An 11,604-nucleotide genomic window follows, 5' to 3' on the forward strand; every position below is an offset into this window, starting at 1 on the left:
CCCTGGGACGACCAGGGCCGACGCGCCCGTTCCGAATCAGACCTTCTGGTCGCCCGTCCCGCTCTCGGTGGGGACGGCGCCGTTGCTCTCCGGTGCTGCGTCGCCGCGTGCGGCCGCGATCGACTCGTGCGCCGCCGCGACCACGGCCTCGGGCGTGAAGCCGAACTCCCGGAAGAGGGTCGCGGCGTCGGCCGACGCCCCGTAGTGCTCGATCGAGACCGACCGGCCGGCGTCGCCGACGATCTTGTGCCACGACAGGGCGATGCCGGCCTCGACGGACACCCGGGCCCGCACGGACGACGGCAGCACCGACTCGCGGTACTCCGCGTCCTGCTCGGCGAACCACTCGAGCGACGGCGCCGAGACGACGCGCGTCGCGACCCCGGCGGCCTCGAGGGTCTCCCTGGCGGCGACCGCGATCTGCACCTCGGAACCGGTGCCGATCAGGATGACGTCGGGTGTGCCGCTGCTCGCCTCGAGCAGGACGTAGGCGCCGCGCGCCACGCCGTCGGTCGTCGCGAACCCGTCCTCGCCGCGCGGGAACGTCGGGACGTTCTGGCGCGTGAGGATGAGGCCGACCGGGCCGTCGGTGTGCTCGAGGATCGCGCCCCACGCGGCAGCGGTCTCGTTGGCGTCGGCCGGACGCACGATGGTCAGGCCGGGGATCGCACGGACGGCCGCGAGGTGCTCGATCGGCTGGTGCGTCGGGCCGTCCTCGCCGAGGCCGATGGAGTCGTGCGTCCACACGTACACGGCTGGAACGCCCATGAGCGCCGCGAGGCGGACCGAGCCGCGCATGTAGTCGCTGAACGTGAAGAACGTCCCGCCGTAGGGGCGGGTCAGGCCGTGCAGGCGGATGCCCGACAGGATCGCGCCCATCGCGTGCTCGCGGATGCCGAAGTGCAGCGTGCGGCCGTACTGGTCGCCGGCGAACTCGTGCGTCGAGCGCTTGGCGGGGATGAAGGACGGCTCGCCCTTCATGGTGGTGTTGTTGGAGCCCGCGAGGTCGGCGGAGCCACCCCACAGCTCGGGCAGCACCGGAGCGAGCGCGCTGAGCACCTCGCCGGACGCGGCGCGGGTCGCCACCGACTTGCCGGCGGGGAACACCGGGAGCGACTCGGTCCAGCCGGCGGGCAGCTCACCCGCGACCAGCCGGTCGAGCAGCGCGGCGTTCTCCGGGTTCGCGGCGTGCCACGCGTCGAACGCGCTCTGCCACTCGGCCTTCGCGGCGGCTGTGCGCTCCGACAGCCCGCGCGTGTGCGCCAGGACCTCGGGGGCGACCTCGAACGTCTTCTCGGGGTCGAACCCGAGCAGCTCCTTCAGGCCGCGGATGGCGTCGCCGCCCAGCTTCGAGCCGTGCGAGGAGTGGTCGTTCGTCTTGCTCGGTGTGGGCCACGCGATGAGCGTGCGCAGGCCGATGAACGACGGGCGGTCCGTGACGGCCTTGGCCGCCTCGATCGCGGCGTGCAGCGCGTCCACGTCCTCGCGGTACCCGTCCGGGCCACCGGTCCAGTCCACGAACTGCACGTGCCAGCCGTACGCCTCGTAGCGGGCGACGACGTCCTCGGTGAACGCGATCTCGGTGTCGCCCTCGATCGAGATGTGGTTGTCGTCCCACAGCACGACGAGGTTGCCCAGCTCCTGCGTGCCCGCGATGGACGACGCCTCGCTGGTCACACCCTCCTGCAGGTCACCGTCGGAGGCGATGACGTACACGAAGTGGTCGAACGGGCTGGTGCCGGGCGCGGCCTCCGGGTCGAGCAGACCCCGCTCCCGCCGCGCCGCCATCGCGAAGCCGACCGCCGAGGCCAGGCCCTGGCCGAGCGGCCCCGTGGTGATCTCCACGCCGGTGGTGTGCCGGTACTCCGGGTGGCCCGGGGTCTTCGAGCCCCAGGTCCGCAGCGCCTCCAGGTCCTCGATCTCCAGACCGAAGCCGGCGAGGTACAGCTGGATGTACTGCGTGAGGCTGGAGTGGCCCGCGGAGAGGACGAACCGGTCCCGGCCGAGCCAGTGCGGGTCCGCCGGGTCGTGCCGGAGCACGTTCTGGTAGAGCAGGTACGCCGCGGGGGCGAGGCTGATCGCCGTCCCGGGGTGACCGTTGCCCACCTTCTCGACCGCGTCGGCGGCCAGGACACGCACGGTGTCCACCGCCCGCAGGTCGAGGTCAGTCCAACCGACCGTCTCAGCCAGGGGAGCCTTCGCGTTCACCGAACCTCATTTCCACCCGGGCAGGGGTCCGGGTGTCGTGTCGGACGAGAATCTTCGACGTGATCTTCGACATGAAACGACATCCGCGTCGGATGCCGGGCAGGTGGGACGTCACGCCGTGACGGCGGTCGTCGGACCGTGCGAACCGACCTTATAGCGCACCCGGGCAGGGATGCCGGGCGTGACCAGCACCCGGCCGAGCGACCGATCTCACACGGCATGCCGGGCGTTTCCGGCGCCCGCGTCGCGCCCCGGTGCAGGCGCAGGCCGTAGCATGGCTGCGCGAACCACCCCCACCGGAACACGGAACGGAACCGCAGAGCGTGCGCCTCAGCAGCCCCTTGTCAGTCGACGACGCCGGAGCGTCGGCCGCGACGACCCCGGCTGCTCCTGACACGACGGTCGCCGTCGCCCCGAGCGGCCCCCTCGCGCGGTTGCGCCGGACCGTCGGCCCGTACGTCGCGCTGACGAAGCCGCGCGTGATCGAGCTGCTGCTGGTCACCACGCTCCCGACGATGATCCTGGCGCAGGGCGGCTTCCCCGGCTTCGGGCTGGTCGTCGCGACGCTCGTCGGCGGAGCGGCCGCGGCCGGCTCGGCCAACGTCCTCAACTGCTACCTCGACCGCGACATCGACAAGATCATGAACCGCACCAAGCGGCGACCGATCGTCACCGGTGAGGTCAGTCCCCGCGCAGCACTGATCTTCGGGCTCGCGCTCGGCGTCCTGTCCCTCGCCTGGCTCGCCGTCATGGTGAACGCGGCGTCGGCGTGGCTCACCGCGGCAGCGATCCTCATCTACGTCGTCGGCTACACGATGATCCTCAAGCGCCGCACCCCGCAGAACATCGTCTGGGGCGGCGCGGCCGGGTGCATGCCGGTGCTCATCGGCTGGTCGGCGGTCACCGGTGGCGTGTCCTGGACCGCGGTGCTGCTGTTCGGCGTGATCTTCTTCTGGACGCCGCCGCACTACTGGCCGCTGTCGATGAAGTTCCGTCGGGACTACGCCGCGGCGGGCGTCCCGATGCTGCCCGTCGTGGCCAAGGACACCAAGGTCGCCCGCGAGATGATCGCGTACACGGTCGCGATGATCGCGTGCTCGCTGCTCCTGGTGCCCGTGCAGGGCATGACCTGGGTGTACGGCGTCGTCGCGCTCGCGCTCGGGCTCTGGTTCCTCTGGGCGTGCATCGGTCTGCTGCGCCGCGCCGAGCACCCGGAGGCCGGCAAGCTGCGCGCGATGAGCGTGTTCCACGCGTCGATCACCTACCTCACGCTGCTGTCCGTCGCGATCGCGGTGGACGTGTTCCTCCCGTTCTGAGCGTGACCGGGTCGGCGATCGACGCAGCGGTCGAGCTCTATCTCGCCCACCTGTCGGCCGAGCGCGGCCTCTCGACGAACACCCTGCTCGCCTACCGCCGGGACCTGACCCGCTACACGGCGTTCCTGGTCTCCCGCGGTCATTCCGCGCCCGCTGACGTGGCCGCGCCGGACGTCGAGGACTTCCTCGTCGCGGTGCGTGCCGGGTCCGACGGTCGTACGGCACTGTCCGACTCGTCGGCGGCCCGCATCGTCGTGGCGGTCCGCGGGTGGCACAAGTTCCTCCTGCTGGGCGGCGTGACCGGCGTCGATCCCGCCCGAGCCGTGAAGCCCCCGGCTCCGCCGAAGCGGCTGCCGAAGGCGATCTCCGTCGAGGACGTCGAGCGCCTGCTGGACGCGGCGGGGCTGGGTGACGGACCGGTCCCCCTGCGGGACCGCGCGCTGCTCGAGCTCGTCTACGGCACGGGGGCGCGCATCTCCGAGGCGGTGGGGCTCGACGTCGACGACGTGGACCGCACCCCCGGACGTGCGGCGGTGCGGCTGATCAGCAAGGGGAGCAAGGAGCGTGTCGTCCCGCTGGGCGCGTTCGCGCTCGAGGCGGTGGAGACCTACCTGGTGCTGGCGCGGCCGACGCTGGCCGTCGGCAGCACGGGCGGGTCGCCGGGGGTGTTCCTCAACACGCGCGGGGCGCGGCTCAGCCGACAGAGCGCGTGGGCGGTCCTGCGGCTGGCCGCGGAGCGTGCCGGGCTGGCGGGTGCCGAGCAGATCTCCCCGCACACGCTGCGGCACTCGTTCGCGACGCACCTGCTCGCCGGGGGCGCCGACGTCCGGGTGGTCCAGGAGCTGCTCGGGCACGCGTCGGTCACCACGACGCAGCTGTACACGATGGTCACGTCGGACACGCTCCGCGAGGTCTACGCGGCCTCGCACCCCCGAGCACGGTGAGCATCGGCCGTGCGTCGGACTGTCGCGCGGCCATCGGGCGCCCTGCTCCGGTAGGTTGTCCCGCGTGGTGAGCCAGCAGACGACCGACCCGCAGCTCGATGCCGTCGGGCGGCCCATGCCCGCGTTCCCCGAGCCCCCACCTCTGGCGTCGCACGGTCCGGCGCGCGTGATCGCCCTGTGCAACCAGAAGGGCGGCGTCGGCAAGACGACGACGACCATCAACCTGGCCGCTGCTCTGGCGGAGTACGGCCGCAAGGTGCTCATCGTCGACTTCGACCCGCAGGGTGCCGCGTCCGTGGGGCTGGGCATCAGCCCGCACGAGCTGGACCGCACGGTCTACAACCTGCTCATGGAGCGGGACGCCGACATCCACTCGCTCATCCAGCACACCGCGACGCCGGGCCTCGACCTGCTGCCCGCCAATATCGACCTGTCCGCCGCCGAGGTGCAGCTGGTGGGCGAGGTGGCCCGCGAGTCGGTGCTGGCCCGGACGCTGCGTCCGGTGCTCGACGACTACGACGTCGTGATGATCGACTGCCAGCCGTCCCTCGGCCTGCTCACCGTCAACGCCCTGACCGCCGCGCACGGGGTGCTCATCCCGCTGGAGTGCGAGTTCTTCGCGCTGCGCGGGGTCGCGCTGCTCGTCGAGACGATCGAGAAGGTGCGCGACCGGCTGAACCCGCGTCTCGAGGTCGACGGCATCCTGGCGACCATGTACGACCCGCGGACCCTGCACGCACGGGAGGTCGTCGCGCGCGTCAACGAGGCGTTCGGCGACACCCTCCTGCACACCGTCATCAGCCGCACCGTCAAGTTCCCCGACGCCACCGTGGCCGCGGAGCCGATCACCACCTACGCCCCGACGCACTCGGGTGCGGCGGCCTACCGTCAGCTGGCACGTGAGCTCGTCGCCCGTGGCGACGCCGCCTGACGAGCGCGCGGTCCCACCCGAGCAGTCGGCCGAGGGGCCGGCGGGTGCGAACGCGCCTGCACCGTCCCCGGTCGGCACCAGCGCGTTCGAGGTCCACCTCACCAACTTCAGCGGTCCGTTCGACCTGCTCCTGGGGCTGATCGCCAAGCACAAGCTCGACATCACCGAGGTCGCCCTCGCGCAGGTCACCGACGAGTTCATCGCGCACCTGCGCGGCGCCGAGAAGCAGTGGGACCTCGGCCAGGCGAGCGAGTTCCTGGTCATCGCCGCCACGCTGCTCGACCTCAAGGCCGCCCGGCTGCTGCCCTCGGCGGACGTCGAGGACGCGGAGGACCTGGAGCTGCTCGAGGCGCGCGACCTGCTCTTCGCCCGGCTTCTGCAGTACCGCGCGTACAAGCTGGTGGCCGCGGACCTCGCCGAACGGTTCGCGACCGAGGGTCGGCGCTTCCCGCGCCTGGTGACCCTCGAACCGCACCTGGCCGCGCTGCTGCCCGAGCTGGTCTGGCAGATCGGTCCCGAGCAGCTGGCAGCGCTGGCGGCGAAGGCCGAGCAGCCGAAGGCGGCACCTCCCGGTGTCGACATCAGCCACCTGCACGCCCCGGCCGTCAGCGTCCGCGAGCAGGCCGCGGTGCTGGTGGACCGGCTGCGGCACGGCGGCGCGATGTCGTTCCGCGCGCTGACCGCGGACGCCGGGGCCACGGTCGTCGTCGTCGCGCGGTTCCTCGCGCTGCTAGAGCTGTTCCGGGAGGGTGCCGTCGCGTTCGACCAGGTCACGCCCCTGGGCGAGCTGACCGTGCGCTGGACGGGATCCGAGGAGGGCGAGATCGAGGTGTCCGACGATTTCGACACGCTGGACACCACACTCGACGCAGAGCTGGCGGCCGGTAGCGGTTCCGCCGAGGAGGACGCATGACCGAGCAGCCCGCTGACGACGCGGTGGTGGACGAGACCGATCCCGCCGCCGCCGACGAGCTCGCCTTCGACGTCGACGACCTTCCCGGCGGTGCCCTGGCCGCGCTCGAGGCGGTCCTCATGGTCGCCGACGAGCCCATCGCGGCCGTCCGGCTGGCCACGGTCCTCGCGCTGCCGACCGCCCGGGTCGAGGCGCTCCTCGACGAGCTTGCCGCCGAGTACCGCGGCGACAACGGCGGTCGGCCGCGCGGCTTCGAGGTGCGACGCGTCGGGGACGGCTGGCGGATCTACTCCGCGCCGGTCTACGCGGACGTGGTCGGGCGGTTCGTGCTCGAGGGGCAGACCGCCCGGCTCACGCAGGCGGCGCTCGAGACGCTCGCCGTCATCGCCTACCGCCAGCCCGTGACGCGCGGGCAGGTGTCGGCGGTCCGTGGCGTGAACGTCGACGGCGTCGTCCGGACGCTCACCACGCGCGGACTGGTCGCCGAGGTCGGCACGGATCCGTCGAGCGGTGCCGTGCTCTACCAGACCACGGGATACTTCTTGGAGCGGATGGGGCTGTCCAGCCTGGACGAGATGCCCCCGCTCGCGCCCTACCTGCCGGACATCGACGCCTTCGACGGCGTCGACCAGGCGATCGGAGACAACAGATGAGCCCGCAGGAACGACGGTCAGGGGGCGCCGGCCAGTCCGGTGGTCAGTCCGGCGGCAGGGGCGGCGCGCCGCGGGGCAGCAGCGGGTCCGGCGCGAGCCGGGGCGGCAGCGCCGGCGGGTCCCGGGGTGGCAGCAGCGGCGGGTACCGCGGGGCCGGTGGGGGCGAGGGCTACCGCGGCAGCACGGGCGGCGGCGACGGGTACCGCAGCAGCGGTGGCGGCGGCTACCGGGGGAGCAGCGCAGGCGGCGACGCTCGCGGCGGGAGCGCCGGTGGGTCCCGCGACACCGGGGGTCAACGCGGTGGCGGCTCGAGCGCCGGTGGCGACTCTCGCGACAGCGGCGGGTACCGCGGTGGCCCGAGCAGCGGTGGTGGCTCGCGAGGTGCGACCGGAGGCGCATCGCGCGGCGGGCCGGGTGCAGGGGCGCGCAGCGGTGCGCCTCGTCCGAAGAGCGGGAGCGGCTACCCCCGCAGCGGTGGTGCCGGCCGTCCCCGCAGCGACGGTGCGTCGAGCCGGCCGCGGAAGCCGAGCCGCACGCCCGAGGTGACGATCGACGTCCACGACCCCGACGGCGTGCGTCTGCAGAAGGTGCTCGCAGCGGCGGGTCTGGGGTCGCGACGTTCGTGCGAGGACCTCATCTCCGCCGGACGCGTGACGGTCGACGGCAACACGGTGCTCGAGCTGGGCGTGCGCGTCGACCCGCTCACAGCGGTCATCCACGTCGACGGCATGCGCGTGCAGCTGGACTCGTCGATCGTGACCATCGCGCTGAACAAGCCGAAGGGGGTCGTCTCCACGATGCACGACCCCGAAGGCCGGCCGTCGATCGGTCAGTTCGTGTCCGACCGCGAGGAGCGGCTGTTCCACGTCGGCCGCCTCGACGCCGAGACCGAGGGCCTGATCCTGCTGACCAACGACGGGGACCTGGCCAACCGCCTGTCGCACCCGTCGCACGGCGTCACCAAGGTGTACCTGGTCCAGCTCGAGGGTCGCGTGACGCCGTCGCTCGGCGCGCGCCTGGTCAAGGGCGTCGAGCTCGAGGACGGCGTCGCCAAGGTCGACAAGTTCCAGATCGTGCAGACGACCCCGCAGGCCAGCCTGGTGGAGATCGAGCTGCACGAGGGCCGCAACCGCATCGTGCGCCGGATCTTCGACGAGGTCGGCTACCCGGTCACACAGCTGGTCCGCACGCAGATCGGCCCGATCCGGCTCGGCGACCTGAAGCCGGGTCGCACGCGTGTGCTGTCGAAGACCGAGGTGGGCTCCCTGATGACACGGGTGGGCATGTGACGCTGGCGACGCGAGGGCCGGTGCGCATCGTCGGCACCGGCCTGCTGGGCACGTCGGTCGGTCTCGCGCTGACCACCCACGGAGTCGACGTCGTCCTGCACGACCCGTCGCGCACCGCGCTGGCACTGGCTCGGGACGTCGGGGCCGGTCGACCGGCGGCTCCCGACGACGTCGCACCGGCGTTGATCGTCGTCGCGGCCCCGCCCGACGTCACCGCCGACGTGGTCCGCGCGGAGCTGGACGCGTACCCGGACGCCGTCGTGACCGACGTGGCGAGCGTCAAGGGGTACGTGCTGGCGGAGCTCAGGGCCGCGGGTGCGGACCTCACGCGGTACGTCGGCTCGCACCCGATGGCGGGCCGCGAGCGGTCGGGCCCGTCGGCCGCCGTCCCCGACCTGTTCCTCGGTCGCCCGTGGGTGATCGCGGACTCGGGCTCGTCGCACCCGGACGCCGTGCTGGCCGTGCGCTCGCTCGCCGTCGACCTCGGGGCGGTGCCGGTGACGATGGACGCCGACGCGCACGACGCCGCGGTCGCCGCGGTCTCGCACGTGCCGCAGGTGGCAGCGAGCCTCGTCGCCGCCCGGTTGCGCGACGCCGACGACGCCGCGCTCGGGCTCGCCGGACAGGGCCTGCGCGACGTCACGCGCCTGGCGGCGTCCGACCCCGCGCTCTGGACCTCGATCCTCGCCGCGAACGCGGCCGCCGTCCGCGACGTCCTGTGCCACCTGCGCACCGACCTCGACACGGTGATCGACGCGCTCGCGCAGGCGGCTGCCGCCGACGGACCCGAGACGATCGAGCTCGGGGCGCTCGCCACGCTGGCGCAGGCGATCTCCGACGGGAACGCGGGCGTCGCGCGCATCCCCGGCAAGCACGGCGGCGCGCAACGGGTCTACGGCGTCGTCACCGTGCTGGTACCCGACGCCCCCGGCGAGCTCGCGCGGCTGCTGACCGAGGTGGGTGAGGCGGGGGTCAACCTCGAGGACCTGCACCTCGAGCACGCCGCCGGCCGGCCGGTGGGCATGGCGGAGATCTCGGTGCTGCCCGGTCGGGTGGAGCACCTCGAGGCGGAGCTGACAGCCCGCGGATGGAGACTGGTGAGTTGAGCAGGGCGATAGTCGTCGCGATCGACGGTCCGTCGGGGTCGGGCAAGTCGAGCGTGTCACGGGGCGTGGCGACCGCGCTCGGTCTGGCGTACCTCGACACCGGGGCGATGTACCGGGCAGCGACGTGGTGGTGCCTGCACCAGGGCGTCGCGCTGACGGACGTCGACGCGGTCGCCGGGCAGGTGCAGACGCTGCCCCTGGTGATGGGTGTGGACCCGCTCGACCCGGCGGTGCACGTCGACGGGATCGATGTCGGCGAGGCGATCAGGACCACGGAGATCTCCGCGGCCGTGAGCGCCGTCGCGACCAACCTCGCGGTGCGCGCCGAGCTCGGGCGGCTCCAGCGCGCGGAGATCGAGTCGGCACGCGTCCACGGCCGCGGCATCGTCGCCGAGGGTCGCGACATCACGACCGTCGTCGCGCCAGACGCCGACGTCCGCGTGCTGCTGACCGCGAGCGAGGACGCCCGGCTCGCCCGGCGCGCGCGCGACGTGCACGGCACGGACGACGCCGCGGCCGTCGAGGCCACCCGTGACCAGGTGCTGCGTCGCGACGCCGACGACTCGACCGTCGTGGAGTTCCACGTCGCCGCCGACGGGGTGGTGACCGTGGACTCGTCGCACCTGGACTTCGACCAGACGGTGCAGGCCGTGCTCGACGTCGTCGAGTCGGTCGTCGGCCCCCGCCCGTGAGCACGCCGACCGGCCCGTCGGAGCGCGGTCCGCGCTGGGCGCGCTGGATCGGCCGGTTCCTCGCACGGGTCGTCTGGAACACCGAGGTCACGGCCGCGCACCTGGTGCCCACCGACGGGCCGGTCCTGTTCGCGGCGAACCACACAGGAATCGTCGACGGACCGATCCTGCTCGGTGTCTCGCCGCGGCCGTCGCACATGCTGGTGAAGTCGGAGATGTTCTGGGGCCCCGTGGGCTCCGTCCTGCGTGCCGCCGGTCAGATCCCGGTGGAGCACGACGGGGGGCGCTCGGCACTCAGCAACGCGCTCGTCGTGCTCAAGCGCGCGGGTGTCGTCGGTGTCTTCCCCGAGGGGAACCGTGGCAAGGGCGACGCGGCGAGCGCGCGCGCCGGCATCGCCTGGCTCGCGCTGAACGCGCATGCGCCGGTCGTGCCGGTGGCCGTGCTCGGCACGCGGCGGACGGGGGAGTCGGTCGGGCACGTGCCGGGTCTGCGTCGTCGGCTAGCGATCGAGTTCGGTGAGCCGCTGGTCCTGCAACGTCTCCCCGGCATGTCCGGACGGGCCGCCCTCGAGGGCGCGAACGAGTCGATCCGGGTGGCCCTCGCCGACCTCGTCGACCGCGCCAGCGCCCGCACCGGGATCGTCCTGCCGACCGACGACCCCAACAGGGAACGCGCGCTCTGATGGGCTGGTCGTGGGACCCGAGCCTCTACGAGGGCAGCGCCGGGCACTACGCCGTCGGTCGGATGGCGTACCCGACGGCTCTCGCCGACGTCCTGCGCGACGAGCTGGGCCTCGACGGCAGCGGGCGGCTGCTCGACGTCGGCTGCGGCCCGGGATCCCTGACCCGGCTGCTCGCACCCCTGGTCGCGTCCGCCGTGGGCGTCGACGCCGACGCCGGGATGATCGCGGAGGCCCGTCGCTCAGGCGTCGCGGGTGTCGAGTGGCGGCACCTGCGCGCGGAGGAGCTGCCCGCGGACCTCGGGACGTTCCGGCTGGTCACGTTCGCGCAGTCGTTCCACTGGATGGATCAGCCGCGGGTCGCCCGGGCGGTCCGCCCGATGATCGAGCCCGGCGGCGCGTGGGTGCACGTCGCCGCGACGACGGACCGCGGTGTCGAGGGCGACGACCCGCTGCCGCACCCGCGGCCGCCGTGGGATCAGGTCGACGAGCTCGTCGTCGGCTACCTCGGACCGGTCCGCCGGGCAGGCCAGGGTGTGCTGCCGTCCGGGACGCGCGGCGGCGAGGAGGACGTCCTGCGGGAGGCCGGCTTCCACGGGCCGCAGCGGCTCGAGGTGGTCCGTGGCGACGTCGTGAAACGCTCGACGGACGAGCTCGTCTCCGCGGTCCACTCGTTGTCCAGCGCGGCCCCGCACCTGTTCGGCCCGCGGATCCAGGAGTTCGACGACGACCTGCGCGCGCTCCTGCGGTCGGCGTCCCCGAGCGGCACGTTCGCCGAGCGGGTGCGCGACGTCGCCGTCGTGATCTGGCGTCCGTGACGGGACTCTCGCGCCGGTAGTCGTCCCGGGGTCGGTCCACAGGGGACAATGGGT

The 11,604-nt window shown here is 73.2% G+C and carries 11 protein-coding genes; 10 read left to right on the top strand and 1 reads right to left on the bottom strand.

Going from position 1 to position 11,604, the window contains the following annotated elements; translation table 11 throughout:
- Window positions 1-36: 36 nt before the first annotated feature.
- The gene (gene tkt, locus ASF78_RS01095) at window positions 37-2,208 is read right to left on the bottom strand and encodes a transketolase (RefSeq protein ID WP_056583867.1); all 2,172 of its coding nucleotides are present in this window, start codon (window positions 2,206-2,208) and stop codon (window positions 37-39) included.
- Between the two features lie 341 nt (window positions 2,209-2,549).
- On the opposite strand from tkt, the gene ASF78_RS01100 reads away from it, so the two are divergent.
- From ASF78_RS01100 to ASF78_RS01145, 10 genes are all read left to right on the top strand, one after another.
- A complete protein-coding gene (locus ASF78_RS01100) occupies window positions 2,550-3,524 on the top strand; it encodes a heme o synthase (RefSeq protein WP_369816293.1) in 975 nt (324 codons plus the stop codon).
- Window positions 3,525-3,526: 2 nt separating this feature from the next.
- Window positions 3,527-4,468: a site-specific tyrosine recombinase XerD gene (locus ASF78_RS01105; protein WP_235518330.1), complete on the top strand. Its 942-nt coding sequence runs from the start codon at window positions 3,527-3,529 to the stop codon at window positions 4,466-4,468.
- A gap of 115 nt (window positions 4,469-4,583) precedes the next feature.
- Window positions 4,584-5,399 (top strand): ParA family protein, encoded by an 816-nt coding sequence (locus tag ASF78_RS01110; protein WP_235518482.1) that lies wholly within the window; start codon window positions 4,584-4,586, stop codon window positions 5,397-5,399.
- Entirely contained in the window at window positions 5,368-6,312 is a 945-nt protein-coding gene (locus ASF78_RS01115) for a ScpA family protein (RefSeq protein ID WP_235518333.1), read from the top strand. Before ASF78_RS01110 ends, ASF78_RS01115 begins: the two co-directional genes overlap by 32 nt.
- Window positions 6,309-6,965 (top strand): SMC-Scp complex subunit ScpB, encoded by a 657-nt coding sequence (gene scpB, locus ASF78_RS01120; RefSeq protein ID WP_056583876.1) that lies wholly within the window; start codon window positions 6,309-6,311, stop codon window positions 6,963-6,965. Before ASF78_RS01115 ends, scpB begins: the two co-directional genes overlap by 4 nt.
- A 542-nt stretch (window positions 6,966-7,507) precedes the next feature.
- A complete protein-coding gene (locus ASF78_RS23350) occupies window positions 7,508-8,254 on the top strand; it encodes a pseudouridine synthase (protein WP_056583878.1) in 747 nt (248 codons plus the stop codon).
- Window positions 8,251-9,360, top strand: coding sequence for a prephenate dehydrogenase (locus ASF78_RS01130; RefSeq protein WP_056583881.1), 1,110 nt, complete (start codon window positions 8,251-8,253; stop codon window positions 9,358-9,360). Before ASF78_RS23350 ends, ASF78_RS01130 begins: the two co-directional genes overlap by 4 nt.
- Window positions 9,342-10,052 (top strand): (d)CMP kinase, encoded by a 711-nt coding sequence (gene cmk / locus ASF78_RS01135; protein WP_056583883.1) that lies wholly within the window; start codon window positions 9,342-9,344, stop codon window positions 10,050-10,052. The genes ASF78_RS01130 and cmk overlap by 19 nt, the downstream gene beginning before the upstream one ends.
- Entirely contained in the window at window positions 10,049-10,735 is a 687-nt protein-coding gene (locus tag ASF78_RS01140) for a 1-acyl-sn-glycerol-3-phosphate acyltransferase (RefSeq protein ID WP_056583886.1), read from the top strand. Before cmk ends, ASF78_RS01140 begins: the two co-directional genes overlap by 4 nt.
- Complete coding sequence (locus ASF78_RS01145; RefSeq protein ID WP_056583889.1) at window positions 10,735-11,550, top strand: bifunctional 2-polyprenyl-6-hydroxyphenol methylase/3-demethylubiquinol 3-O-methyltransferase UbiG; 816 nt, start codon at window positions 10,735-10,737, stop codon at window positions 11,548-11,550. The genes ASF78_RS01140 and ASF78_RS01145 overlap by 1 nt, the downstream gene beginning before the upstream one ends.
- Window positions 11,551-11,604: the final 54 nt, after the last annotated feature.

Source organism: Cellulomonas sp. Leaf334, assembly GCF_001424195.1.
Lineage (GTDB): Bacteria > Actinomycetota > Actinomycetes > Actinomycetales > Cellulomonadaceae > Cellulomonas.

Coding starts and splice junctions, on each gene's coding strand:
- ASF78_RS01110 (WP_235518482.1), top strand. CDS start 4,584: ATGCCCGCGTTCCCCGAGCCCCCACCTCTGGCGTCGCACGGTCCGGCG.
- scpB (WP_056583876.1), top strand. CDS start 6,309: ATGACCGAGCAGCCCGCTGACGACGCGGTGGTGGACGAGACCGATCCC.
- cmk (WP_056583883.1), top strand. CDS start 9,342: ATGGAGACTGGTGAGTTGAGCAGGGCGATAGTCGTCGCGATCGACGGT.
- ASF78_RS01145 (WP_056583889.1), top strand. CDS start 10,735: ATGGGCTGGTCGTGGGACCCGAGCCTCTACGAGGGCAGCGCCGGGCAC.